The 25,770-nt window shown below is 33.9% G+C and carries 22 protein-coding genes and 3 tRNA genes; 7 read left to right on the top strand and 18 right to left on the bottom strand.

Going from position 1 to position 25,770, the window contains the following annotated elements; translation table 11 throughout:
* Window positions 1-24: 24 nt before the first annotated feature.
* From NZ698_RS11795 to NZ698_RS11785, 3 genes are all read right to left on the bottom strand, one after another.
* Window positions 25-480 carry a hypothetical protein gene (locus NZ698_RS11795; RefSeq protein WP_263003330.1) on the bottom strand — a complete coding sequence of 152 codons (456 nt, stop codon included), beginning with the start codon at window positions 478-480 and terminating at the stop codon, window positions 25-27.
* Entirely contained in the window at window positions 481-861 is a 381-nt protein-coding gene (locus NZ698_RS11790; RefSeq protein WP_129535133.1) for a RidA family protein, read from the bottom strand.
* Between the two features lie 129 nt (window positions 862-990).
* Window positions 991-3,579 carry a putative LPS assembly protein LptD gene (locus NZ698_RS11785; RefSeq protein ID WP_263003329.1) on the bottom strand — a complete coding sequence of 863 codons (2,589 nt, stop codon included), beginning with the start codon at window positions 3,577-3,579 and terminating at the stop codon, window positions 991-993.
* A gap of 54 nt (window positions 3,580-3,633) precedes the next feature.
* Here NZ698_RS11785 and NZ698_RS11780 point away from each other — a divergent pair, with 54 nt between their 5' ends.
* The 6 genes from NZ698_RS11780 (at window position 3,634) to NZ698_RS11755 (ending at window position 5,929) form a co-directional block, all read left to right on the top strand.
* Window positions 3,634-4,923: an N-acetylmuramoyl-L-alanine amidase family protein gene (locus NZ698_RS11780; RefSeq protein WP_263003328.1), complete on the top strand. Its 1,290-nt coding sequence runs from the start codon at window positions 3,634-3,636 to the stop codon at window positions 4,921-4,923.
* Between the two features lie 56 nt (window positions 4,924-4,979).
* A tRNA-Glu gene (locus NZ698_RS11775) sits at window positions 4,980-5,054 on the top strand.
* Between the two features lie 10 nt (window positions 5,055-5,064).
* The gene (locus tag NZ698_RS11770) at window positions 5,065-5,379 is read left to right on the top strand and encodes a hypothetical protein (RefSeq protein WP_263003327.1); all 315 of its coding nucleotides are present in this window, start codon (window positions 5,065-5,067) and stop codon (window positions 5,377-5,379) included.
* A 73-nt stretch (window positions 5,380-5,452) separates the two neighbouring features.
* Window positions 5,453-5,707 carry a 30S ribosomal protein S20 gene (gene rpsT / locus NZ698_RS11765; RefSeq protein ID WP_050378252.1) on the top strand — a complete coding sequence of 85 codons (255 nt, stop codon included), beginning with the start codon at window positions 5,453-5,455 and terminating at the stop codon, window positions 5,705-5,707.
* Window positions 5,708-5,715: 8 nt separating this feature from the next.
* A tRNA-Glu gene (locus NZ698_RS11760) sits at window positions 5,716-5,787 on the top strand.
* 70 nt (window positions 5,788-5,857) lie between these two features.
* Window positions 5,858-5,929 (top strand) — tRNA-Glu (locus NZ698_RS11755).
* A 204-nt stretch (window positions 5,930-6,133) separates the two neighbouring features.
* Here the strand turns inward: NZ698_RS11755 and NZ698_RS11750 are convergent.
* The 6 genes from NZ698_RS11750 to NZ698_RS11725 all read right to left on the bottom strand — a co-directional run bounded on the left by NZ698_RS11750 (window position 6,134) and on the right by NZ698_RS11725 (window position 10,825).
* Complete coding sequence (locus NZ698_RS11750; protein WP_263003326.1) at window positions 6,134-6,808, bottom strand: superoxide dismutase; 675 nt, start codon at window positions 6,806-6,808, stop codon at window positions 6,134-6,136.
* 65 nt (window positions 6,809-6,873) lie between these two features.
* Window positions 6,874-7,557 (bottom strand): SCO family protein, encoded by a 684-nt coding sequence (locus NZ698_RS11745; protein ID WP_263003325.1) that lies wholly within the window; start codon window positions 7,555-7,557, stop codon window positions 6,874-6,876.
* Entirely contained in the window at window positions 7,544-7,819 is a 276-nt protein-coding gene (locus tag NZ698_RS11740; RefSeq protein WP_263003324.1) for a YHS domain-containing protein, read from the bottom strand. The genes NZ698_RS11745 and NZ698_RS11740 overlap by 14 nt, the downstream gene beginning before the upstream one ends.
* Before the next feature lie 74 nt (window positions 7,820-7,893).
* Window positions 7,894-8,253 carry a hypothetical protein gene (locus NZ698_RS11735; RefSeq protein ID WP_263003323.1) on the bottom strand — a complete coding sequence of 120 codons (360 nt, stop codon included), beginning with the start codon at window positions 8,251-8,253 and terminating at the stop codon, window positions 7,894-7,896.
* 152 nt (window positions 8,254-8,405) lie between these two features.
* Window positions 8,406-10,361, bottom strand: a complete 1,956-nt coding sequence (locus NZ698_RS11730; RefSeq protein ID WP_263003322.1) for a heavy metal translocating P-type ATPase — start codon at window positions 10,359-10,361, stop codon at window positions 8,406-8,408.
* Window positions 10,362-10,405: 44 nt separating this feature from the next.
* Window positions 10,406-10,825, bottom strand: a complete 420-nt coding sequence (locus tag NZ698_RS11725) for a Fur family transcriptional regulator (protein ID WP_263003321.1) — start codon at window positions 10,823-10,825, stop codon at window positions 10,406-10,408.
* 97 nt (window positions 10,826-10,922) lie between these two features.
* Here NZ698_RS11725 and NZ698_RS11720 point away from each other — a divergent pair, with 97 nt between their 5' ends.
* Window positions 10,923-11,330: a type II 3-dehydroquinate dehydratase gene (locus NZ698_RS11720; RefSeq protein WP_263003320.1), complete on the top strand. Its 408-nt coding sequence runs from the start codon at window positions 10,923-10,925 to the stop codon at window positions 11,328-11,330.
* A gap of 134 nt (window positions 11,331-11,464) precedes the next feature.
* On the opposite strand, the gene pckA is transcribed toward NZ698_RS11720, so the two are convergent.
* From pckA to NZ698_RS11675, 9 genes are all read right to left on the bottom strand, one after another.
* Window positions 11,465-13,081 (bottom strand): phosphoenolpyruvate carboxykinase (ATP), encoded by a 1,617-nt coding sequence (gene pckA / locus NZ698_RS11715; RefSeq protein WP_263003319.1) that lies wholly within the window; start codon window positions 13,079-13,081, stop codon window positions 11,465-11,467.
* Between the two features lie 130 nt (window positions 13,082-13,211).
* Window positions 13,212-14,114 carry a GYDIA family GHMP kinase gene (locus NZ698_RS11710; RefSeq protein ID WP_263003318.1) on the bottom strand — a complete coding sequence of 301 codons (903 nt, stop codon included), beginning with the start codon at window positions 14,112-14,114 and terminating at the stop codon, window positions 13,212-13,214.
* Between the two features lie 11 nt (window positions 14,115-14,125).
* A complete protein-coding gene (fabD, locus tag NZ698_RS11705) occupies window positions 14,126-15,001 on the bottom strand; it encodes an ACP S-malonyltransferase (protein WP_263003317.1) in 876 nt (291 codons plus the stop codon).
* Between the two features lie 55 nt (window positions 15,002-15,056).
* A complete protein-coding gene (locus NZ698_RS11700) occupies window positions 15,057-16,781 on the bottom strand; it encodes an amino acid ABC transporter substrate-binding protein (RefSeq protein WP_263003316.1) in 1,725 nt (574 codons plus the stop codon).
* 37 nt (window positions 16,782-16,818) lie between these two features.
* Entirely contained in the window at window positions 16,819-18,405 is a 1,587-nt protein-coding gene (bshC, locus tag NZ698_RS11695) for a bacillithiol biosynthesis cysteine-adding enzyme BshC (protein ID WP_263003315.1), read from the bottom strand.
* 11 nt (window positions 18,406-18,416) lie between these two features.
* Window positions 18,417-20,354 (bottom strand): putative porin, encoded by a 1,938-nt coding sequence (locus NZ698_RS11690; protein WP_263003314.1) that lies wholly within the window; start codon window positions 20,352-20,354, stop codon window positions 18,417-18,419.
* Between the two features lie 77 nt (window positions 20,355-20,431).
* On the bottom strand, window positions 20,432-21,241 hold the full coding sequence (locus tag NZ698_RS11685; RefSeq protein WP_263003313.1) for a hypothetical protein: 810 nt from the start codon (window positions 21,239-21,241) through the stop codon (window positions 20,432-20,434).
* A 23-nt stretch (window positions 21,242-21,264) separates the two neighbouring features.
* Entirely contained in the window at window positions 21,265-22,791 is a 1,527-nt protein-coding gene (locus tag NZ698_RS11680) for a RagB/SusD family nutrient uptake outer membrane protein (RefSeq protein ID WP_263003312.1), read from the bottom strand.
* Between the two features lie 17 nt (window positions 22,792-22,808).
* Window positions 22,809-25,694 (bottom strand): SusC/RagA family TonB-linked outer membrane protein, encoded by a 2,886-nt coding sequence (locus NZ698_RS11675; RefSeq protein ID WP_263003311.1) that lies wholly within the window; start codon window positions 25,692-25,694, stop codon window positions 22,809-22,811.
* Window positions 25,695-25,770 lie beyond the last annotated feature (76 nt).

Raw genomic sequence — 25,770 nt, 5'->3', positions numbered from 1 at the left:
TTTATTTTATTAAAATGATAATGATTACTGTTTGTTATTCATTTTATCAGCAATTCTGCGTTTCTTTTTTCTTTCGTAAATCACTTCTACAATCTTCCCTCCCATCCATGCAAAAGGAAAAAAGATGAGGAATATGGATATTTTATAAAAAGTTGGATGATAAGGAAAGACAATCACATCAAGCATTGCAATAAATAGCATGATGAAACCTATAAGAATTGCATAGGCAACTTTAGCATATTTCACAATAATTGCAGTTGCTACACCTCCAACCGTACTTCCTAATCCCGAAATAAAAAGTAAAAAACCAAAAAAAGCATCATCATTTTTCATGCTTTCCAGAAATTTTTGCCAATGCTCAAATGGCGCAAAAGCTTCGAAGGTCACCCATTTGGGGAAAGCTCTTATACCAAGAGTAATGATAAGCCCTGCGATTGCAAGACCTACAATGATAGCAAATGTATTTCTTAGAAAACTCATTTAATCCTGATGTGCAATCATAGAAATTTCGATATCCACATTTTTTGGCAAGCAAGAAACCTGAACAGTTTCACGAGCAGGATAACTTTCTGCATCTAAGTATGAAGCATATATATCATTCATCACTGCAAAATCATCCATGCTTTTAAGAAAAATACTTGCCTTTACAACGTTTTTAAAAGTCATTCCGGCTTCGGTTAGAATTGCCTCAAGGTTTTTCATTACCTGATGTGTTTCTTTTTCAATTCCTTCTACCAATTTACCCGTTGCAGGATCTACAGGAATCTGTCCTGAAATATATAAAACTCCGTTGGCAAAATTTGCCTGTGAATAAGGTCCGATCGCTGCAGGAGCATTAACAGTAGATACAATTTTTTTCATATGATGAGATTATTAATTATTCAATTTTTTCCTTTGGCTTTCGATTTATTATAAGTGAAAATCATGCCGTTTTAACAAGGATTTATTTTGCTGCAAATATAAAATTTAAATTCTAAAATCAATATGATCTTAGAAAGATGGGTTTGGCTGCGTAAAGCTTCTGTCTTTATATTTCAGAGCGTCGCTTAAGATGTTTGCCTTAATTCCGATAAAAAAGTCATACACTTTATACTGTCCGAAAGGAACCCAGTTGAAATTGATTGTAAAACTACGCTGATCTCTCGAAAATCCGATTCTTGTGTACGCAAGTTCTTTGGTTACCACATCGTAATGGGTACTTCCGTTGATATTCCAGAAAGGGGTAAGTTTAATACTCCCATCTAAACCGATTGATGCAATTTTATTTGAAGTTCTTGTAGCACCTCTTGAATAGGCATAATTAGCGTTTACGTTCAGCGTCCATGCCTGATCAAAATGAGCGTAATTATCATCATCGAAATAATAATTTTCATTCCTGATTTCACCTTTCGAACCATATTTTTTAGCATAATCGGTTTTCTCTCCGAAAAGTTCGCTGCTTAAAGGATATGACAATTGAAGATTGAATCCCTGCACACTAAAATGTCCGAAATTCTCTGTTCTGACTCCTTGTTCCTCACCAGGAATATATAAAATTTTGTAAGGATCTAAAGTCAAACTTGTGTTAACACTTAATTTATTATCAAAAAACGAAGACTGACCATTAATTGAAATTACAGACCAAGGATGCGTTTTTGCTGCGAAGTTGTAATTTCCTGAAAGACTTAAAGATTCAAAAATTTTGATTTTCTTTACGCCTGTAGAATCGCTTTTAGATTTAACTTTCATCTCAACATTGTTTCCGATATTGAAACCTAAAGCTCCTACCATTCCGGATGTCGGTGCACCCACAATTCCGTTATCGAAAATTGAATAAGGCGTTAAAGCTCCGTTGGCATCATAATAATTTCTGAAATATCCGAAACCTGACCCACCAAAATCAGGGGAATACGTAAAGCCTATACTCGGCGTCATCATGTGTCTGATTGCCTCGATAGATGAACCTTTTTTAAAGTTTGCCTGACCGTAAAGTTGTGTCTGCAAACTAGCCGTTGTAGAAAATGTAGAATAACCCGCTACTTTCTTATTAACCTGATCAACAATAGCATTTTCTATAGGATCATATAATTTCGTCAACGTTTTTGTGGTTAAGGCATTGTCAATATTCGCTCCCAAGCTGAAAGTGAAATATTTTGCAACGGTTGTATTGGTTCCTAATGTAATATTGTTTTTAAGCCCTGTTTGCAATTTATCCCACATTGCTTTTGTGAACAATTCACCTTCACCTGTACTCACAAAGTTGGTTAAATTTAAACCTGTATTTACGGTAATATTTTCTATAAGTCCGGTTCTTACACCAGTTTTAGATCCAAATAAATAGAACTGATTGATCGCAACGTTCATTTGAGGTAAACGTAAATCAGCCAATCCTGTTGCAAAGTTTTGCGAATATGATGCAGTTCCTGTAATCGTTGCAGGAAGTTTTAAAAATCTTTTAGTGAGTGAAAGCGTGGAATTCTGCTGAGTTCTAAGCACACTCTCATTCATAATATAGCTGTTATTGACCGTATTATTATAGAATGTTGTACTTGTCACATCCACAGACGCAGAGAATGTAAGAAACGGATTTGATTTTGCATCCTGAGTATGTCTCCATGCAATTCTGTAAGTTCCTGTTTTGTTGTAATCGTCAAGACCTTTTATCCCACGAACTGTTGTCCCGATATCAGCAGAAAAATTACCTGAGTAGCGGTATTTTTTGAGATAATTCATTTCAGGCCGCAAATTCCAGCTTCCTTTGGTATAAATATCAGCTAAAACTTTAAGATCAAAATGTTCTCCGATGGGTTGATAATAGCCAATTCCGTTTAAGAAAAAACCAACATCCTGTCTCTCTCCAAAGCTTGGAATCAGAATACCTGCAGATCGTTTATCTGAAAAAGGCAAAATTGCAAACGGCATTATCAAAGGAGTGGGAACCTGCTCAATATACATTTGTACAGGCCCGGTAATAAGAGAACTACTGTTTTTCCCTTTGACCATTTTTATATGCGGAGCTAAAAGATGATAATCGGCCAAAGAATCTTTTTTCTTAATGAAATAATCATCGGTCGTAAACAAACCTCTTCTCATAAAGAAAACAGAATCATTATACTTTTTAGTTTTTTCTGCTACAATGATCCCTTGACTTTCCTCGGTTCTTGCATTATAAGCAATCGCCTGTTTTGTTTTGTAATTGTAATTGAAATTATCAGTCTCATAAGATTTACCCGCCTGAGTAACCTTAACGGGTTCTATGACTTTATCTAAAGAATCAAGCTTTCCTCTTGCATAAATGATGTTTTTGGTTTCATCAATAGATATGTAATCTGCATCAATCTGCATATCCTGATATTTTACCTGAGCATTTTTGTTCAGATAAATCATTCTCTTCGGAACATCTCTGCGCTGATCATCGGCTTTTGTGTCGAGTACATCATCTAATGATTCCTTTTGTACAATTATGGTATCCTTTTTGGAAATTGTATCTTTAATTACCGTAGTTTCCGTTAATTTTTTAGGCGTTTGCTGTGCTAAAAAACTGTTAAAAATTAGGATAATTAAAATTTGTAATATATTTTTGAAGACGGTTTTGTCCAATTTTGTTTTTATATAATTTAGGCTCAAAATTAGTATAATTTTTAAAACTGTAAGATGTACACACGAAAATTTAAAATAATTTTAGCATTTCTTCTGATACTTTCCCTACAATTTGCTTATTCCCAGAAAAAATTCACTGTCGTTTTAGACGCTGGACACGGGGGAAGCGATCATGGTGCGAACAGATCGTATAGTGATATAGGAAGAATTGCAGAAAAAGATATTACCCTAGCTATCGTCCTTAAAGTAGGTGCAATGCTTGAAAAAAATAAAGATTTTAAGGTAATCTATACCAGAAAAATCGATGAATATCCTTCATTGTCAGACAGAACCAACCTTGCCAATCGAAGCAAAGCCGATCTTTTTGTCTCCGTACACTGTAACTCTTCTCAAAGACCCACTGCATACGGAACAGAAACTTTTGTACAAGGTCCTGACCAGAACGACACCAATCTCGAAGTAGCAAAACGTGAAAATGACGTGATCTATCTCGATGAAAAAGATAAGCAGACCTTTGGTACTTACGACGCAAGATCTCCTGAATCATTAATTGCATTAAAACTTCAGCAAAGTAAATATCTAGAATCCAGCCTTTTGCTTGGCGGACTTGTGGAAAATAATTTTGTAAATAAAGACAAAAGATCTTCAAGAGGAGTTTGGCAAAAAAATCTTCACGTTCTCCGTATGAATGCGATGCCTTCTGTACTTATCGAAACGGGATTCATCAATCATCCTGAAGAGAGTCACTATTTGGCCTCTGATAAGGGACAGGAAGAGATTTCAGAAAGTATTTTTAATGCGATCATTGATTATAAAAGGGCAATTGACAGAAAATCAGGCGGTTCATCTGCGACCAAAAAACCTGAACCAGAAAAGAAAGAAGAAGTTCCTTTAAAAAATGACTTCAGAATATTACTTATGACTTCTGCTGTGAAATACAATGAAGATGATCCGGCTTTAAAAGGATTAAATTATATTCTTCCATTAAAAGAGAATGGTATTTACAAATATTATTACAGCGTGACCAACATGGCTTCGATTCGTGATATCAATATTAAAACAGCCAAAGATGCCGGTTTCCGAAATGCTTATGCAGTAGGATTTATGCCAAATCAAAAGCTAAATACAGGATATTACACTATCGAAGTTTATACCGGAAAAGATAAGTTGAGCGCCAACTCATTTATTTTGCAGACTCTAAAAGATGCAGAAAGAGAGAAAAACAACGGTCTATTCTATTATACTTATGGAAAAGTTTCATCTTTGGAAGATGCGGTAAAACTTCAGAAAGATCTGGAAGCCAAAGGTGTGAAAAATACGGTAATTCAGAAAATCAACAAATAAAGAAAAATAATTTTGAAGTTTAAAAGTTAATTAATACTTTTGCAACCTCAAAATTTGGTCTATTCGTCTAGTGGTTAGGACTCAAGGTTTTCATCCTTGCAACAGGAGTTCGATTCTCCTATAGACTACCAAATTTATATCATGCCGGATTTAAAAATACAGGAAGCAAAATTGTTTTTTAAGAAAATCCACACGAACCCAAAAAGTTACGATTTAAAGATCAATGAAGAAGGGATTACAGGCAAAGATGAGAAGATAAGTTTCAGACTTTACAGGAACGGTGAAGCAAGTGCCTTTGAGGTACTGATCGACGGAATAACTTTCACCAATACCACTGGGGAATGGAACAACGCACTGAATATGCTGACAAGCACAATCAGAAAAATAGAAAAAGAACAACAGAATATAAAACTAGAACAAGCATTAGATAAACTCAAAAAATACCTCTCAGAATAAAGTTTAAATTTTTTAAAAATAAATTTGGCTGGTATAAAAAAAGTTTATAAATTTGCACTCACATTTGAACGATATGGCAAATCATAAATCAGCTCTAAAGAGAATAAGACAAAACGAAAAAAGAAAAGTTCGTAACAGATACTACCACAAGACTGCTAGAACAGCTTTGAAAGTATTAAGAAATGAAGAAGATAAGGCTGCAGCTACAGAGCAATTGCCAAAAGTTATCTCTTTATTGGATAAATTAGCTAAGAAAAACATTATTCACAAGAATAAGGCAGCTAATTTGAAAAGCAAATTGACTAAGCACGTTAACAAGTTAGCGTAATTATAGTAGGCCCGTTCGTCTATCGGTTAGGACCTCAGGTTTTCATCCTGGTAAGAGGGGTTCGACTCCCCTACGGGCTACTTATAAAAAGAATTGAAACTTTTAAAAATTCAAAATTACTAACCCGTTACTTGTAACGCGATGGTAGATGGCCCGTTCGTCTATCGGTTAGGACCTCAGGTTTTCATCCTGGTAAGAGGGGTTCGACTCCCCTACGGGCTACAAAAAACTACTGAAATTATTCAGTAGTTTTTTTTGCTAATAATACCTAAGATTTAATTTACAATATCTTGTTGAAGGTATTTTAGACTTAAAAATTAAACAAATTTCACCTTAAGAAAATTATTTATTCTAAAAGAGATTAATAGTAAATAAAATAGCCGCTCATCAAATCAATGTGCGGCTATTTAGTTAAATTTAGAAGAACTATTTTTTGCTTAAAGCTTCATCATATCTTCTGCTCACTTCTTTCCAGTTGGTAACGTTCCAGATCGCTGTTAAATAATCAGCTCTTTTGTTCTGATATTTTAAATAATAAGCATGTTCCCAAACATCAATTGCAAAAATCGGAGTTCCTTTTTCTTCTACAACATCCATCAAAGGATTGTCCTGGTTTGGTGTTGAAGAAACAAATAATTTCCCGCTTTTGTCAACAGAAAGCCAAGCCCATCCAGAACCAAAACGGTCTGCACCGGCTTTGCTCATTTTTTCTCTAAATGCATCCATGCTTCCGAAAGCATCAGTAATTGCTTTAGACAACTTTGCAGAAGGCTGAGTGTCTTTCTGCGGAGTAAGAACTGTCCAGAATAATTCGTGATTGTAATGACCACCTGCATTATTTCTTACAGCCATTGGCAACGTACCCGCTTTAGATAAAATTTGAAATAATGTCTGCTTTTCCTGTGGAGTTCCGGCAATTGCCTTATTCAGATTACTCACATAAGCTGCAGCATGTTTTGAATAATGAATCTCCATAGTCTCAGCATCGATATTCCCTTCCAATGCATTATATGCGTAAGGTAATGGTGTTTGCTTAAATTGTGCAAACGCAAATTGCGCCGCAAATACTGCAGTAAAAGCAGCTACTTTAAAAATCTTCATAACTTTTTATTTATGGTTAATATTTATTTCTTTGGTTTGAATAACTAATTATAAAACTTTCTGCATTATTTTAATAATTTCCTGATATCTTCAATTAAAATTTCTCTATCAGGATGATACTTCCCGGTCAGTTTGGGAATTTTTCCTTCAGCATCTTCGTAATTTAATCCTGAATAGTACAAAATCGGCATTCGATCTTTATTATATCTACAACGAATGTTTCCATCCCGATCGACTAAGGCAATCATTCCGCTGTGATTCAAGCTTTCACTTTCATCCTCTTTATCGCCAACGTAAATATTAAACTGATCAGCCAATTTACCGATATAATCTCTGTTTCCTGTTAGAAAATGCCAGTTTGGTGATGTCACTCCAATTTTATTCGCATGCAATTTCAAAGCTTCCAGAGAATCGTTTTCCGGATCAATACTTATAGAAATGATTCCGAAATGAGAATTGTTGATCTCATTTTCGATTGCTTTCATGTTGCTATTCATCACAGGACAAATAGTAGGACATTTACTAAAGAAAAATTCCACGAGATACACTTTTCCAAGCATATCTTTATTTTTGATTTTTTGATTATTCTGATCTGTTAATTCAAAATCAGGAACTTTCATTACGGTATAAAGACTTTTCTTAAAATAACTCATCCCGAAACCAATACCCAGAAACAGAAGAGCTAAAATCACTAAAGGAATAATAACTTTAGATTTTGAACTTTTTTTCGGAATATTATTGTTGGACATATTTCTCAGGATCTTTTTTAAACTCGTCTTTGCAGTAAGCACTGCAAAAACCATACACTTTATTTTTATAGACTGTTGTATCTTTAGTAAAACCTGCCGTTTCCATTTTGCAGATAGGATCTACTTTATTGACAACCTTTATATTTGTTAAATTCTTCCCTGAAGAATTCATACTCTTTTTATGCTTAACTTTTGGAGCATCCTGATTGCAGGACACCATTGAGACTGACAGAAACACTGTCAAAATGAATATTGATTTCATTTATTTAAATTGAAATTAATGATAATGATTAACATGAAATTAAGTTTTGAGCCCATCAAAACTTAGAATAATGTTTAAGCTACAGGAGGATGAAATATTTTTGAAAAATATTCGGAGTGGTGATTATTTAAACATAAAGAATTCTCTTTATCTAAATCATCAAAGGCATTATTAATATTTGAAAAAGAGAAAATTTCGCTTGAAAGAAAAACATCTAAAACAGAAATTTTGATGATCCGGGAAGTATTTTGTTTTTCAGTTTTCACCAATTCTTTGCTTACAAAACATTTCCCTTTACAAGTTGAGTCGATGATATCTTTTTTTTCGCAAAGATTTTTCACAATATATTCATAGTTTACTGCATAATTGATCAAAGGCAAAACCGGACGGATTGCAATAGTAAAAATGATAAAAAATGAAATGAAAAACTTCAATGATAACTCTTTACTACAAATATACCACGCAAAATCTGTTTACAGATTAACTTATGATGAATATCATCAATACCTTTCTATATAAAATATCAAGGAAAGCTTTAAAATAAATGACTATGGAGATTAAGCAATCTGCGGGATTATTTTTTAAACTAAAATTTCATTCTTTGAATTCTCACAGCGTTTAAAATCGCTAACAAAGCAACTCCTACATCAGCAAAAACCGCTTCCCACATGGTTGCAATTCCACCTGCACCAAGAATTAAAACAATACCTTTTACGGCAAAAGCTAAAATAATATTCTGCCACACAATTTTCTTAGTCTGCTTCCCAATATTAATTGCCATTGGAATTTTACTTGGTTGATCATCCTGAATAACGACATCTGCCGTTTCTATAGTAGCATCGCTTCCCAATCCACCCATTGCTATTCCGACATCGCTTAAAGCAACAACAGGAGCATCGTTGACACCATCACCAACAAAAGCAACAGTTTGATTTTTAGATTTCAGTTCTTTTACTTTATTAACTTTATCTTCCGGCAACAAATCTCCGTAGGCATTTTCAATTCCCAACTGATCTGCGACAAACTTTACAACGGAAGTTTTATCACCACTCAACATCGTTGTTTTTACGCCTAGAGATTTTAATTTATTAATTGTCAACTGAGCATCATCTTTAATAGAATCAGCAATGGTAAGATAACCGACGAATTTTTTATTATAAGCAACCGCAATCAAAGTGTAAACAATATTTTCAGGTTTAAAATCAAACTGAATATTGAACTTTTCGAGCAATTTAAAATTACCGACCAGCAATTCTTTGCCGTTGATTAATGCTTTCAAACCATAACCTGCAATTTCTTCCACATTTTCTAATTGAATTGAATGATCAACTTCGCCAACAAATTGATGAATTGCCGTTGCAACTGGATGCGTGCTTTGACTTTCCAAAGCATTGATTAATTTTAAAATTTCATCTTGATGAACTTCATCATTAAAATGAACTTCCTGAACTTTAAAAACACCTTCCGTCATCGTTCCGGTTTTATCCATCACTACATTCTGAATAGTGGCCAAAACATCTAAGAAATTACTTCCTTTAATTAAAATTCCATTTCGGCTTCCTGCTCCGATTCCTCCAAAATATCCTAAAGGAATTGAAATTACCAAAGCACACGGACAAGAAATAACCAAGAAAACCAATGCTTTGTACAACCAAGTTTTAAACTGATAATCATCTACAAATAAATAAGGCAAAAAAGTTATTCCTATAGCCAAGAAAACCACAATCGGTGTATAAATTTTTGCAAATTTTCTGATGAATAATTCTGTTGGCGCTTTCTGAGAAGTCGCATTCTGAACGAGTTCCAGAATTTTGCTTAGTTTGCTATCTTTAAACGCTGCCGTCACTTTAATTTGGCTGACCGTATTTAAATTGATCATTCCTGCTAATACTTTTTCACCTTTTATCTTTGTATCGGGTTTGCTTTCTCCTGTGAGCGCAGAAGTATTGAATGATCCTTTTTCTGAGATCAATTCGCCATCCAAACCTAATTTTTCACCAGATTTTAACTGAATAATTTCTCCGATATTTACAGTTTCAGCATTTACTATTTGAGGCTTTCCATCTTTTAAAATGGTAACTTCATCCGGACGTTGATCGAGAAGTGATTTAATATTACTCTGTGCTCTTGTCACAGCAATTGCCTGAAAAACTTCACCGACAGAATAAAAAAGCATCACTGCTACTCCTTCAGGATACTCGCCTATCCCAAAAGCTCCGATCGTGGCAATTCCCATCAGGAAAAACTCTGAAAATACATCGCCTTGGACGATGCTTTCATACGCTTCCTTTAAAACCGGAATTCCTACAGGGATGTAGGCAACCAAATACCATACAAGACGAATCCAGCCATTGAACCAATTATTTTCAATAAAATGATCGAAAGCAATTCCTATTAATAATAAAGAAAACGAAATGATAGCCGGAAGAAACATCTGAAAAATTGTTTTATCATCCGTATCATGAGAATGCTCATGATCGTGACCATCATGTTCTGAGTGATCGTGCTGTTTCTTTGGTTTCGTACTGCAACATTCTTCCATAACAAATAATTTTAAGCAAATTTAGCTTTAAAGCCAATGCAATACTATTGCAAACTTTCTAAACAGTTTTCACAAATCCCTTTTGCAAAAAATCTTATTTCATCAATCCTAAAATTATTCTGAATATTCTCGGGAATCGAAATGTCTTCTTTACAAGTCGTTTCTTTACAAATCTTACAGTAAAAATGAAGATGCCTGTCTTTATGCGTTCTCTCATCACATTCGTCATGGCAAAGCATATATTTTGTGGTTGTATTTTCCTGAATGCTGTGAACGATTCCCTTTTCTTCAAAGGTTTTTAAAGTTCTATAAATAGTTGTTCTGTCAGCATTTTCAAAATAGTTTTCAATTTCAGATAGCGAAAGAGCTGTATTTTGAGAACTTAAAAAATCGTACACCAAAATCCTCATGCTTGTAGGTTTGGTATTTTTGTCGATTAGTTTGTTTTCGATTTCTTCTTTCATGATAAAATCAAATCAGATTTGAAATTATAAGTTAGCAAAAAACTTGCAGACTTCATCTTTTTAAGCTTAAAACAAAAAGAATTCTTATTTTTATCTTATGAAAGTTTTAATTATCAACGGTCCGAATCTGAATCTCTTAGGCACAAGAGAACCTGAAATCTATGGAACTATTTCTATGGAAGATTATTTAGAAAAATTAAAAGGTGAATTTTCTTCCCATGAATTAAATTATTATCAGTCAAATATTGAAGGTGAATTGATCAACAGACTTCAGGTAGATGATTTTGATGCGGTCGTGATTAATCCCGGAGCTTTTACACATTATTCTTATGCGATCGCAGACTGTTTAAAAAACATTCAGAAGCCGAAAGTGGAAGTTCATATCAGTAATATTTACAAAAGAGAAGAATTTCGTCAGAAGTCTGTGACTGCTTCTTTTACGGATGCGGTTTTATCTGGTTTTGGAATGAACGGATATCGATTGGCTATTTTGAGTTTGAAATAAATTTCTGCAAATCACATATTTATTCAAAGATGATGCTAAATTGTTGCGTTAATTTTGCTCTTGGAGATCAAACGGATTATGCAGATTTATTTAAATAAAAAAGCCTCATCAATCGATGAGGCTCTTCACTATTTCTAAATGGTCTGTTCCTGCAATTGAGGACCAGAAGCAATCAGCTTTTTGGCTTCGTCATTACCGCAGTACTGCTCGAAGTTTTTGATATATTTTGCAGCAAGATCTCTTGCTTTTTCTTCCCATTCTGCAACGTCATTATAAGTGTTTCTCGGATCTAAAATCCCCTCAGAAACATTTGGTAATGAAGTTGGAATCTCTAAATTCATGATAGGAATGATTGTTTTATCAGCATTTTCAATTGATCCGTCGATGATTGAATCAATAATTGCTCTTGTATCTTTAAGAGAAATTCTCTTACCTGTACCATTCCAACCTGTGTTTACTAAATACGCTTTTGCACCGTGCTCTTTCATTTTTCCAATCAATGTTTTAGAATACATTGTTGGGTGTAATGTTAAGAAAGCTTCACCAAATGCAGGAGAAAATGATGGTTCAGGTTCTGTAATTCCTCTTTCAGTTCCGGCTAATTTTGAAGTATAACCGCAAAGGAAATGGTACTGAGCCTGATTTTCATCTAAAATAGAAACCGGAGGCAAAACTCCGAAAGCATCAGCAGAAAGATAAACAATCTTGCTTGCATGACCTGCTTTTGAAGGTAAAACGATTTTATTAATATGGTAAATCGGATAAGAAACTCTTGTATTTTCTGTGATTGAACCGTCTTTGTAATCAGCAATTCCGTCGTTAACAACAACGTTTTCTAGGAGCGCATCTCTTTTGATTGCTCTGAAAATATCCGGTTCTTTTTCTGCCGACAAATCGATTACTTTCGCATAACATCCGCCTTCATAATTGAAAACTCCGTTATTATCCCAACCGTGCTCGTCATCACCAATCAAATATCTTTTAGGATCTGCAGATAAAGTTGTTTTTCCTGTTCCTGAAAGTCCGAAGAATAACGCTACATCTCCTTCTTCACCTACGTTTGCCGAACAGTGCATTGATGCCATACCTTTCAATGGAAGGTAATAATTCATCATTGCAAACATTCCTTTTTTCATTTCTCCTCCGTACCAAGTTCCACCGATGATTTGTAATTTCTCGGTAAGGTTGAACATCACGAAATTTTCAGAATTCAATTCCTGTTCTTCCCAATTTGGGTTTGTAGTTTTTGAACCATTGATTACTGTGAAATCCGGCTCTCCATAGTTTTCTAAATCGTAATGAGAAGGACGGATAAACATATTCGTTACGAAATGCGCCTGCCACGCAACTTCAACGATAAATCTTACTTTTAGTCTCGTATCTTCATTAGTACCGCAAAATGTATCGACAACATAGATTTTTTTGGCATCAGAAAGTTGAGTTAAAACTAAATCTTTACAAGATTCGAAAATTTCGGGAGTTGTAGGAAGGTTTACTTTACCGTCCCAGAAAATAGTATCTTTCGTAACGTCATCCTGAACAATATATCTGTCTTTAGGCGAACGTCCTGTGAAAATTCCTGTCTGAACTGATACTGCGCCTGACTCTGTAAGCTCAGCTTTTTCAAACCCTTGGTTTTCAGGTGAAACTTCAGCTTGATATAACTCTTCGTACGAAGGATTATAAGTTAATTCATACTCTCCTTTAATCCCTAATTTTTGTAAATCCTGGATGATTTTAGCGTTTTTCATTTTACTTATATTTTCTGTTTCTTTTTGTTGGCTTAACCATAGTCATATTAACTAATTGTTAAACTTCGATAAATATAAACATATAAGTGAAAATGGCAAATAAAAAATGACATATATATTTAACTGAAAATCAATCAATTAAATCATTCCATTCAAAAACGGTTGAAAAACCTTTTCCCCAAAAATAGTCTTCATAGCCCTCAAATTTTGCACTCATTACAAAATCACCGCCCCAAGCGCCCAAACTTTTGACGAATTTTGCACAATCTGCAAAAAAAATTGATTTAACTGTCGGTATTTCAATAAAATAAGAAATACGTTGCTCATGTATCGTCATTAGGTCTGAAAAATTATCTAATTCATCACACAATAAAATATTTCTTGTGAGATCAGAAAATTCATTGACTAAATTTTGAGACTTCGTTTTAGACTTATAAAGATTGATTCCTTCGCGACTATCTTGCTTTTGATTTAAGTGAATGAAAATCAGTTCATTCTTAAATTTAGGATTGAAATTTACCTTTTCAAAACGAATTTCAGGTTTATTTTGAAATAGGACTGCCGATTTCGCATTTGCGACCGCAATATCATAACCACTCCCTCCCAAACTGATAGAATTGAGATGAAAAGGATCAATATCTGACCATTCCGCAAGATTGTTCATTAAAGTTGAACTGCTTCCTAAACCGTAATCTGATGGAAACTGTAGGTTTGTTTTTAGATGGTAGGTTTGTGAACCTTTAAATTGAATTTCAGAAAGACTCTGAACGTTTTTGAGAGTTTTAAGAATGAACTCTGCGCTTGAAGTAATATTGGTTTCTAAGATCTGCCAGTTTTTATAATCAATGACCGCTTTTAGCCATAATTTATTTTGATGATAAGCTTCCCAGAAAATGATTGATTTCCCGTCATGTATTTCTTCAAAGAAAAACTCTTGTCCTAGCTTTGTTGGTACAGCCAAGACAAGAGCTCCGTCTACAGCGAAATATTCTGAAGTCAGCATCAGCTTTCCCGGTGAATAAATTTCGCCCATTCTTATTTAATTTAAATTGCAGAAGCCGACGAAACTTCGCTGTCAATTTTTTTGATTAAACCCTGTAAAGTTTTTCCGGGTCCTACTTCAATGAAATTGGTAGCACCGTCTTTGATCATATTTTGCACAGACTGTGTCCATTTTACAGGACCTGTAAGCTGAGCAATTAGATTGTTTTTAATTTGTTCAGGATCAGTTACAGCCGTTGTTGTAATATTCTGATAGACAGGGATTGTAGCTTTTCTGAATTTCGTATTCTCAATTGCTGCTGCCAATCTCTCCTGAGCCGGCTGCATCAAAGGTGAATGGAAAGCTCCGTTTACAGGTAACAATAATGCTCTTTTTGCTCCTGCTTCTTTCAACTTTACGCAAGCTTCTTCTACAGAAGCAGTTTCACCAGAAATTACCAATTGTCCGGGACAGTTGTAATTTGCAGGAACCACAATTCCATCTATAGTTGCGCAGATTTCTTCAACTTTAGCATCATCCAATCCCAAAATCGCCGCCATAGAACTTGGGTTTGCGTCGCAAGCTGCCTGCATTGCTTTAGCTCTTTCAGAGACAAGCTTTAAACCGTCGTCAAATGATAAAACACCATTAGCAACCAAGGCTGAAAACTCTCCTAAAGAATGTCCCGCAACCATTTCTGCACCAAGTCCGTTTACCGCTTTCAATGCAGCAACCGAATGAATAAATATTGAAGGCTGGGTAACCTCAGTTTTTTTCAGATCTTCATCTGCTCCATTAAACATAATGGAAATAATATCAAATCCTAAGATTTCATTGGCATACTCCATCAGATCTTTGATGTCTTTACGGGAATCGTACAATTCTTTTCCCATACCTACAAACTGTGAACCTTGCCCAGGAAATACAAGTGCTTTCATTTATTGATTTAAAAATTAATACAAATATATAGTTAAAAGTAGAATTACTTTAAGTTTACGGAACCAATCTAATAACACGGAAACCTGTATTGACATAAGCTCCATTGGTTTTAGACTTCACAAATTCAAATTTTGTAGCAAGCTGAGTCTGCACTTTATTCATTTGTTTAAAGATTTCTCCTTTCTTATTTTCTCTTGCCAGCATATCATTCATCACATCAAAACCGATTACGGCATATTTACCCGGAGTTTTGCAGTATTTAGCTTTGTATGCTGCCAAGATTTCTTTTTCGAAGCTTCCATCGGTATTGATTTTTCTGTCCATCAGATAAACCAAACTTGCCTGACTCAATTCATCGACTTTCTTTTCAAAACTTGGTACAGAGTATAAACTGAATGCTTTCATACCCTGAACTTCTTTCGAAAGTGCAATCATTCTGCTTGAGAAAGCCTCTCCTACATTATCATTATCACTTGCCAAAATTGCAATTACAGGTGCAGACTGTCCTGTCATCATGTTTTGATCCAACTGAATATCTGCAGCAGAACTTACGATCGCGACATTAGCGTTTTTAACAGCTTTTTCTAAATTAGCTTTAATATAATTGGCATTTTCTCTTTTAGAATCTGCAACGATATATATTTTCTGATCAGAATATACTGCTTTTACTTCTTCAACGATTTTATCAGAATACGTCTGATCGTTGGTTTCAACAATAATTAAATTGCTATAATTATATAATTCAGGGGAGTTTGCAAATGGTGCAACAACGGGAATCTTCTGATTTTTTGTAAAGTCAAGCAAATCAATTACATTTGATTTGAAGAAAGGACCTACAATTAAATCTGTGTTATTTGGATTAATCTGCGTTAATGAACTTTTAAATGAGGCTTCATTACCTGAATCAACAATTTTAATATCCAGTTTTTGTCCGTTTGCAGCATTTCTTTCAATGGCTAATTTTGCTCCGGTAAGGAAATCGACTGCCATTGATCTGTATTGGGTTTCGTTGGTGCTGTAACCGAAAGGCAACATCAAAACTATACTCAATGCATCGCCACTTTTCTTGGTATAGGCTGCGTCTAATTTTTTGATTTTAAGAACCATTCCGGTTTTCAAACCTCTTGATAAATCAGGATTCAATGCAATCAGCTCGTCGATTGTAATTCCGAATTTATTAACGATGGAGAAAACTGTGTCTCCTTGCTCAACAGTATACGTCGCATATTCGTCCTGACTGGAGGAAGTGTGAACCGTTGTTGATTTTTCGTTTCCGGAATCTACCTTTGTTTTTGTATTGCTTGGCAGAACCGTTTCTACGGGTGCTTCAGTAGGTTTTGCAGGAGCAACTGTCGCAAGATTTCCACCATATTTTTTAATACTGTCTATTGGCAACGTAATTTCATCACCAATCTTCATGTGAGAATCTAATTCAGGATTTAATTTTCTTAAATCTGCTTCAGAAATTCTGTACTGCTTTGTAATACCGTAAATCGTCTGTTTCGGCTGAAGATAAATTTTCCCTGTTTTTGAAGAAGATACAGATGCTGAAGTTACTTTTACAACTGCAGCACTCCCTCCTTTCACATTAAGAACATCACCAATCGCCAATTTTCCGTCTTTGATTTTTGGGTTGAGTTTTTGCAACTCATCAATAGTAATCCCATATTTCTTTGAAATATTATACGGATTATCACCTTTTATAACCGTGTGCGTCTTCTGAGCAGAGACACTCAGAAACATACATAAACCAGACAGTAAAAAAAACCTCTTAATCATTTTCGATATTATAATGTACAAAAATACTTCTTTAAAATTAAATGGCAACAATTATTAATTTTGATTGTTCAACTTCCATTTCCTCCAAACAGTTTTCGAGCCACGAATAGCCATAATCTGCAAAAAACACAGAGAAATTAAAAATTCTCTCCTGCCATGTTTTTGCAGGATGAACATTTAAAAATAACATTTCTAGCCGTTCAAGCAATTCGTTTTGCTTAATTTTTTCTGCATGAAGCAATCTTTTTTTCATTCTTTCAAAAGATTTCAACTGACGGACTTCTTCAGCTTTCACCAAATTTCCAAAAGATTTTTCAGTGGTTTCTGCCAAACTTTTCAATTCTGAAAAATTATGAATTAAGCTGTTTTCCTTTTCGTCAAGACTTTCAAGGATAGAATTGTTCTGTAAAATTTTTGCGTTGGTAATTTTGGTAAAATTCTGAAAAAAATCTTCAATCTTTAAATCCAGTTTTTCAATTTTACCTAAAGTTTTCTCTTTAATAAAAAGCATTGAATTTCTTGGAATCAAAATCGGAAAAGGAATATTGACTTTTGTAAAATAGTCTTTTAATTCCAGCCAATACATGATCTCTGCATTTCCACCGATGTATGCTAAATTGGGCAGAACTTTCTCCTGAAAAACCGGTCGCATCAAAGCATTCGGACTGAATCTTTCCGGAAAGTTCTCTAATTCAACTAAAATCTCTTCTTTCGTAAATTTCTTATCTGTATCTACAACAAAATAATTTTCACCATCGAAATCGATTCTGTCCCTAGTTTCCGAAAGATAAAACAAATTAATTTCTCTCGGATTTACCTGAACTTTACCATATTTTCCTGTCAGAAAATCTACTTTTTCTTTCGATGTTTTATGCAAGCTGAAATTGAGCAATTCATCTTTAAAAATATCTTTAACCTGATTTTTTAATGCTTTGGAATCGCCATCAAGAATCAGCAATCCGAATTCTGAAAATAATCTGTTGACCAAAATTTGTATCGCTTCAGTTAAAGTATTTCCGACTTTATACGCTTCTTTAAGCATCAAAATCAATTCTGTTCCGAAAATAGAATCTTTAAATTCCTTTTCAAATTCAGAAATAAAAAAGGTATCGTTGATTTTTATTCTACCTACAGCTCCACCCGATTTCTCGTTGATTTCGTAAAAATTATTTTCGGTTTTAAAATGATTAATTTCAGCAAAATCATGATCTTCAGAAGCCATCCAATACACCGGAATAAAACTGAAATCAGGAAATTTCTGTTGTAAATTAGTACAGGTTTTTATGGTCTGCAAAATCTTATACACAAAAAAAACAGGTCCTGAAAAAAGATTCAACTGATGTCCTGTAGTGATCGTAAACGTATTGTGAAATTTTAAACTTTCGATGTTTTCTCTCTGTTTGGACGAAAGTTTTAATTCTGAAAGCTGATCTGAGAATGCTTTATAAATGATTTCTCTTTGAGAATTGTCAAAAAAGTTTTGTTTCTGATTGATCTGCTGAGCAAAATTATCAAATGAAAAAGTTTGTTTTTCAAAACCTTCTATTTCTTGATTTAAAAAATCTTTAACCAATTGAGGAATACTCTCAATATCGTTAAATGCTATTTTATTGACTGTTTTCAATTGGATTGAATTTAGTTGAACAAATACCATACAATTCCGATATTCAGCCTGAAATCATAGACCGGATAATGAGGAAATGCGTAGGCTTTGTTATATGAAAGAAAAGTTCCGATTTGTTGTCCTTCAATATAAAAGAACATTTTTTTTACTTTCATGTTAACATAAAGATCTGCGATAGGCTGCCCTCCGATAGAGAAGGAATCTGCTGTTGGTAGAATATATTCGTTAAGAATTGGGAAATATTCTCTTGAAGCAAATTTTGAGAAATAATACACTTTGATCCCTGCCTGAATTTCCGCAGCGTTTTTAAATGCTTTCGATTGGAAGAAGAAATTTGCTCTTCCGATGAACGATGGCATTGGTAAAAGTTCTTTATTCGTTAAGGCGCTCTGAAACTGAACTCTTGTATTTAAGTGAAATTTTCTATAGCTGAAAGTTGCATCGCCTCCGATTTGAGAGATGTTTAATGAATTGTCACTTTGACGAGGCATTGCTGATGAATCGAAATAGGTATAATTATCTATCCTGAAATAATTGGCAAACAATTCAGATTTGAACCATTTCAGATTAATATTACCACCAATTTCTGTTACTGTCTGATTTTTCGCATCCTGAAGATAATAATTAAAACTTCTATAAACAGAAGAATTGGCAAGATAATTAAACGACGGGTAAACACTTTGGAAATTAACCTTTGCATTGACAAAATAATCTTTGATCGGCTCAAACTTGATGTTGTTTGTTGTTTTCACATAATTGCCAAATTGACTTCCATTTGAAAATTCTAAAAATGAATTTAACTGAAATTTATCAAATAATTTTACCTGCAAATTTCCTACTGCTCCCAATCTGTTTTCTTTTAACTCGGCTGGAACGTCAACAAGTGGCAAATCAATTTCATTTAAACCAAATTTCAACATTTGATATCGTACACCTGCGTCTAGCTTAAATTTTTCATTATCTAAAACCAAACTAACTGTATTGCTGAAATTATTGGAATATTTTTTTGTTGAAGGCGAAAATCCGTTTACAATTTCGGAAGCTGTATCATACCAGTAATTTTCTAACCCATCTTGGAAATAATAATATTTATTTCCTTGATTTGACAAAGTATGTCTTATCCTAAAAGGAAATTTTTCCGAATCGAAAGGAGTAAACTGATGACTTAAATAATAACGTCTGTAGGAAAATTGAGAACTTGACCCAGTTAAATTAACCTGAGCATTTTCTTTGTTACTTTCACTGTTGCCAGATTGAAAAAGCGCATCATCTGAGATTCCGCCATTTTCTTCATTATTAACATTTTGATGTAAATAGTGAGCAAATAGTTCGTAGTTTCCACTTTTTGAAATGTAATGACCGGAAAATAAAGTATTGTTATTGGCTGCTAAAGAATTTCTGTAAAAACCTTGCGAGCGCAATCCCATATATTCTACAGCAAAATTGAATCTTTTACCGATGTTTTGAGTATAAGTGGATGATAGCGCAGCGCCATTTCGCATTGCGGTATGATAAATAAAAGTTGCGGTAGGAGTTTTGACGTCGTAATATTTAATATCATTGACACCTAAAATACCATAGGATTTATTTGCCGGCAAAAGTGATAAATTTCCCTCAGCATTCACTTCATAAGATAAGGGATTGAATCCTGCACCAATATTAGCAAATTGAACCCTACCAAAATTATCCCTATTATTATATTGTGAAAAAACATTTGTTTTATCAAATGTCATCACCGTATCAAAAACTTTCTTCTCAGAAAATTGCGTCTGATATTGATAATCCTGAATGGTTGGTTTGAATATTTTTAAAGAGTCTTTCTTACCGGAGTCAATTACCAAAGTATCTGACAACTTTTTATCCAATCGGTTGGAATCTGTTTTGTTGACGATGACTTGAGCTTGAAAAAACGAGCAAAAGAAAAATATGAAGACAAGTAAGTATTTCATTAAGCGTAATATTACGCAAAAGTAATAAAAAAAAGCCACCTTAAAATAAGGTGGCTTTGAGTATTTTTTAATAAAAATTAGTATCCTGTGAAAACATCTGCATAAGATGTAGCCCCACCAGAAGTGTAAGTTGCACCTCCTGGTGTACCATAAGATAATCTTAAATTCATTATTTTATTGCAAAAATCTACAGTTCCTCTTGAACCATCTATAGCTGGTTTAATAAAAATTACACCATTGGCTCCATTTACATAACCTGTTGATTGTTGTGTAACAGGAAGACTTACTTCACCAGTCAAAGGATTAAAGTTTACAGTAATATCAAATCCTGTTTCGATATAATCTTTAAGGATAAATGTATTTGCTACAGTTCCTGCGACAATTTCAACATCATAGGTACCAAATAATACATTTTTTACTGAAAACACTCCCGGGAAAGTTGCTGCAGGGCATACCAGTGTGAACGCAACTTCCACTTTTTTATTAAATGGTGCCGTACCTAATGTGTTTGATTTCAAAGTGAAAACTGCTTTTTTTCCTAATTTGGCTGCACTTTCTTTAACATTAATTTTAAAATCTCCAACAGCAGAACCGCTTTTTAAAACATCTGTACCTTCTACGATAGTAAAATCTGTGCCTAAAACAGCTGTTGAATTTGCAGCGTCAAAGACTATTTCTACTGTATTGTCTGATTGTGAAGCTTTCGTAACACCATAAGTAACTAAGTAATCTGCATTGTTATTATTTAAGATAACATTTGCTATTTGAGCAGTCTTATCAAAGTTTACTAAAGAATCTCCCTCATAATAAATTTCTTCCTCATCTTTGCAAGAATTAAAAACAAATAGTAATGATACTAATGTAACTAGACTTAAAATTTTTTTCATAACTAAATAATTAAATGTTATAATTAGTAACCAGGATTTTGCTGAATAGTTGGATTTCCATTGATTTCAGCCGCTGGAATTGGTAATGTAAATCTATTATCAGAAATAGAAAGCGTAAGAGGAGCAGTAATAATATCATCTGCAGCATTTCTATCAATACTTACAGCTGCTTCAGCTCCTAATCTTCTAAGATCAACATAACGATGACCTTCAAAGCAAAGTTCTACCCTTCTTTCTTTCAAAATATCTCTTAAAGCTTCTTGTTTGCTTGCATAAACTGGCACAGCAGCAGATCCACTATATTTTCTCGCATCTCTTACAGCTTTAACATAATTAGCAGCTGCGGTAAGACTGGTTTGCGCTTCACACTCTGCTAAAATTAAGTATATTTCTGAAAGTCTGATTACCTTAATATTATTTTTAAGTGGTTGGTTACCCTTTCCAGGATATTTGTCAATCACGTAAATATTATTTGCAGGCGTAGAAGTAGGATCAATAAATGCATATCTTCTAATATCATTTGTATTTGAAGTTAGGTTTGCAAATAAATTTAAACCAAAAGCAAATAAAGGTGATCCAGTAATGTTTGTTGTATTAGTTGTATATAGGGCTGCTATATTTCCACCTGTCCCACCTACTAATCTAGCCAAAGTAAAAATACTCTCTCCAGGAGCTGTATCATTCCAAATTTTTCTGTATGGGTTTGGGTTAGCTGTTTCACTATAAAATACATTATTCCAAGTAGTACTACCAACAGTTCCTGGAGCATTTGGAGTAGACAATGTAAGTGTTAAACCAGAATTATTTACAACATCTAATGCGTATTGCTTAGCCAAAGTATAATTTCCTCTGTAAGTATACATTCTTGCTCTCAGTGCATTAACCATAGTTTTTGATACAAAAAACGGAGATGCATGACCGTTAGTTGTCTGATAGGCTGCATTGATATTGTCAAATGCAAACTGAAGATCTGCCTCAACAAATGACCAAATTGCGCCATTGGTACTTCTAGGTAATTGATCGTTGATTCCTGGAACAGAATCTGATAAAATAACACCTAAAGCATTATTATCTTTCATATTTGTTGAATAATATGATTGTAAAGATATATATGCAAGTGCTCTCACCGCTCTAGCTTCGGCAAGTATATTATTATAACCAGCCTGCTCACCAGCAGTAGGAACAATTTTAGCAGCTGCTTCCAAAAGCCTATTCACTCTATTAATTGTAGTATAATAACCTAGCCAAATCCCTGAAGAATATCCATCATTTGAATTAAGGATAAACCTATGCAAGCCAACATCTTGACCAGTATTTGAAGGACCTAATCTCACCTCGTCAGTAAAGACTGAAGTAAATTTAATTTCATTAGATGTATCAATACTAGTATATACAGATCCAGCTAAATATTTTTCTAAATCTGAAGTAGAACGAAATACGGCTTCATCAGATAGCTCACCATCTTGAACAATATCATACGCATCAGAACATGATACTGTTAAAGCGGCAGTAAATGCTATAATTAAAATTTTATTTATATATTTTCTCATTTCTTTTATATTTATTATTAAAAATCGACGCTTGCTCCTACTGAAATTGTTCTTACATTAGGATATACAGATGTTGAAACAGTAAATACTGGCTCAGGATCATATCCTTTCCATTTTGTCCAAGTTAGTAAGTTTTCTCCTTGTATAAAAAGTTTCGCTCCCTTGATCCCTGTATTTTCAAGAACAGATTTAGGAAGAGAGTAACCTAACACAACATTTTTAAGTCTAATAAAAGACGCATCTCTTAAAAATCTATCTGAACTTCCTGACAACGCAGCATTCGCAGCAGATAATGAAGGGATATTTGTATTTGTATTTGTTGGGGTCCATGCATTTAACAAATCAGAAGAAACATTATATCCTCCTACAGTTGTGGCATCATACACATAATCCATTTGGTTATCATATCTCCAAGCGCCTTGTTGGAAAGTAAAATTCACATCTAAAAAGAAACCTTTATATTCAGAATTAAAACCAAAACCTCCAGTCCATTTAGGTAAGTAGTTTTTACCAGTAGCAACAGCATCTGTATTTGGATTTGGATCTTCAGTTAAATTACCATCTTTATCCAAGAATAATAAATTACCATTACTAGCATTTACTCCAGCATATCTTACTAAAGTCCATTCGGCAAGTTGTCCACCAACAACATTTCTAATTGTTCCAGTTTCATCACCTTTTACAAGGCTTAAGATTTTGCTCTTATTATAAGCAGCATTTGCAAATACCGTAAATCTAGCATTTTCATTTTTAAGAAGAGTATATCTTAGCATTCCTTCAACCCCTTCATTTTGCATAGATCCATTATTACCATTGATACCATATAAGCTGGTGATTGCAGACAAATTGATATCATTATACAGCTTATCTGTTTTCTTCTTATAATAATCAAAAGTACCTTCTAATCTCCCTTTTAAAGTTTTAAAATCTAGACCAACATTAAACTGAGAAATTTCCTCCCATTGCGCTGTAGGATTACCAATAACGCTCGTGTAATATGCTCCGTTTATATTATTATATCCTAAACCAACGGTATTTGTGTTTCTTACTAAGTTTGTTCCTACTAATAATGGATTTGTTCCGTAAGCAGCAGCAACAATCATTTGGTTACCCTGAGTACCATATGAACCTCTTAATTTTAACATATCAAATCCTGAACCTTCCATAAAGTTTTCTTGATCGACATTCCATCTACCAGATACTGACCAAAAAGTAGCCCATTTGTAATCTCCAACGAATCTGTAAGAAGCATCTCTTCTTACTACTCCGCCAACACCATATTTTCCTTTATAATCATAATCTAATGAACCAAAGTAAGCCAACGTTCCTGCGGTAACTTTAGACGCACTAATAGTAGGTCTATAAAATGTAGGATTATTAACATCAAATGGAACATATCCAGTTCCAGCACCGAAAACATAATTTAATGGGTTTAAACCATTCTGAGTTTGCCCAGTTGCAGAATAATGAGTTTTAACATAGTCAAAATAAACACCTGCATCTAATGTATGATCTTCATTAAAGATTTTATGAAAATTCATACTCGTTACTGAGTTAAAGTTAAACTCATTAGTTTTAGTCATACTCTCTGATCCACCGAATGGATTAGGCACAGCAGCCGTAGCGGAAGTTGATGCAACAACTATTGCTAAATATGATTGAGGAGTTCTTGCAAAGGTTCTAGTTCCATATTTATAATCAACACCAGAACGGTTAGAGATTGTCAACTCATCAGTTAGTTTGTATGATGCATTAAAATTCGTCAAAATACTTGTTTCAGTAAGTTCATTTGGCAAAGTTCCTTTTAAAACATCTTCTAAAACATAAACATTTTTACCATTTCCAAAGTCTGATCCGATTGAATTAAATAAAGCTTGTCCGCTGCTAAACTGACCTGAAGCCAATGTTGGCAATGCAGTAATACCTACTAATAAAGGGTTTTGAACAACATTAGCATCAATAGTTGTAGAAGTTTCTTGATCTAACTGATGTCTTTTAGAAAAAGCAACACCAACATTTGCACCAAACGTGAATTTCTGATTTTTAGATTTACCATTGAAGTTATTTCTTAAAGTAAATCTTTGAAAATCAGTTGTAGGTACAACACCTTCTTGATTCATATAACCGAAAGAAGTATAATTTGCAATATTTTCACCTCCAAAAGCCATTGCAACATCATGGTTTTGTGTAAGTCCTTGTCTGAAAAGCACTTTTTTCCAATCTGTATTTGTGCTATATCCAGCAATTTGAGCATCAGTCATGCCAACACCCTGCCCTTGTCCAGCAGCTCTTTGAATTGTCAACAATTGTTGAGAATTTGACAGATCATACTTCGTTTGTGGCAATGTGCTAATTCCAATTGTTCCATTATAGGTAACACCAAATCTATTACCGAATTTTGCTGACTTTGTTTTAATAATAACAACACCATTAGCTCCTCTATTTCCATAAATTGATGTAGCACCTGCATCTTTTAGAAACGACATGCTTTCAATATCACTTGGATTTATATTTCGATATTGAACAGCATTGGAAATCATACCATCAATTACAAACAAAGGATCTGATTGAGAATTAATAGAAGACACCCCTCTAATAATTAAATCAATTTTTGCGGATCCTGGGGAACCGGAAGTTGTACTAACACTTAAACCGGCTACTTCTCCTTGTAACGAACTTAAAAATGAAGAATTTGGTCTATTTTCTAACCTTTCTCCTGAGATTGTTACTGTAGCAGTATTGTCCTTAGGTTTTGACGAAGTTTTACTATAACCTAAAATAACTACTTCATCGATTTTTGTTTCTAAAGTATCTTTCTTGGTTGCAGTTTCTTGCGCGAGTAAGCTTTGCCCACCAATAAAGAACAAAACACCAGCACTTAATACACTTAATTTAACGTTCATATTAACAAAATTTAATATTATTTGCTGCAAATATGTTAAAAAATATTAATACTCGCAAATTTTTTAACTTTATTCT

Source organism: Chryseobacterium edaphi, from assembly GCF_025628985.1.
GTDB classification, from domain to species: domain Bacteria; phylum Bacteroidota; class Bacteroidia; order Flavobacteriales; family Weeksellaceae; genus Chryseobacterium; species Chryseobacterium edaphi.
This window is presented reverse-complemented; position numbering and strand designations above follow the sequence as displayed.

Bases quoted from the DNA above. Each gene is read 5' to 3' on its own strand.
- NZ698_RS11795 (WP_263003330.1), bottom strand. From the start codon at position 480: ATGAGTTTTCTAAGAAATACATTTGCTATCATTGTAGGTCTTGCAATC.
- NZ698_RS11790 (WP_129535133.1), bottom strand. From the start codon at position 861: ATGAAAAAAATTGTATCTACTGTTAATGCTCCTGCAGCGATCGGACCT.
- NZ698_RS11780 (WP_263003328.1), top strand. From the start codon at position 3,634: ATGTACACACGAAAATTTAAAATAATTTTAGCATTTCTTCTGATACTT.
- NZ698_RS11770 (WP_263003327.1), top strand. From the start codon at position 5,065: ATGCCGGATTTAAAAATACAGGAAGCAAAATTGTTTTTTAAGAAAATC.
- rpsT (WP_050378252.1), top strand. From the start codon at position 5,453: ATGGCAAATCATAAATCAGCTCTAAAGAGAATAAGACAAAACGAAAAA.
- NZ698_RS11750 (WP_263003326.1), bottom strand. From the start codon at position 6,808: ATGAAGATTTTTAAAGTAGCTGCTTTTACTGCAGTATTTGCGGCGCAA.
- NZ698_RS11745 (WP_263003325.1), bottom strand. From the start codon at position 7,557: ATGTCCAACAATAATATTCCGAAAAAAAGTTCAAAATCTAAAGTTATT.
- NZ698_RS11740 (WP_263003324.1), bottom strand. From the start codon at position 7,819: ATGAAATCAATATTCATTTTGACAGTGTTTCTGTCAGTCTCAATGGTG.
- NZ698_RS11730 (WP_263003322.1), bottom strand. From the start codon at position 10,361: ATGGAAGAATGTTGCAGTACGAAACCAAAGAAACAGCACGATCACTCA.
- NZ698_RS11725 (WP_263003321.1), bottom strand. From the start codon at position 10,825: ATGAAAGAAGAAATCGAAAACAAACTAATCGACAAAAATACCAAACCT.
- NZ698_RS11720 (WP_263003320.1), top strand. From the start codon at position 10,923: ATGAAAGTTTTAATTATCAACGGTCCGAATCTGAATCTCTTAGGCACA.
- pckA (WP_263003319.1), bottom strand. From the start codon at position 13,081: ATGAAAAACGCTAAAATCATCCAGGATTTACAAAAATTAGGGATTAAA.
- NZ698_RS11710 (WP_263003318.1), bottom strand. From the start codon at position 14,114: ATGGGCGAAATTTATTCACCGGGAAAGCTGATGCTGACTTCAGAATAT.
- fabD (WP_263003317.1), bottom strand. From the start codon at position 15,001: ATGAAAGCACTTGTATTTCCTGGGCAAGGTTCACAGTTTGTAGGTATG.
- NZ698_RS11700 (WP_263003316.1), bottom strand. From the start codon at position 16,781: ATGATTAAGAGGTTTTTTTTACTGTCTGGTTTATGTATGTTTCTGAGT.
- NZ698_RS11690 (WP_263003314.1), bottom strand. From the start codon at position 20,354: ATGAAATACTTACTTGTCTTCATATTTTTCTTTTGCTCGTTTTTTCAA.
- NZ698_RS11685 (WP_263003313.1), bottom strand. From the start codon at position 21,241: ATGAAAAAAATTTTAAGTCTAGTTACATTAGTATCATTACTATTTGTT.
- NZ698_RS11680 (WP_263003312.1), bottom strand. From the start codon at position 22,791: ATGAGAAAATATATAAATAAAATTTTAATTATAGCATTTACTGCCGCT.
- NZ698_RS11675 (WP_263003311.1), bottom strand. From the start codon at position 25,694: ATGAACGTTAAATTAAGTGTATTAAGTGCTGGTGTTTTGTTCTTTATT.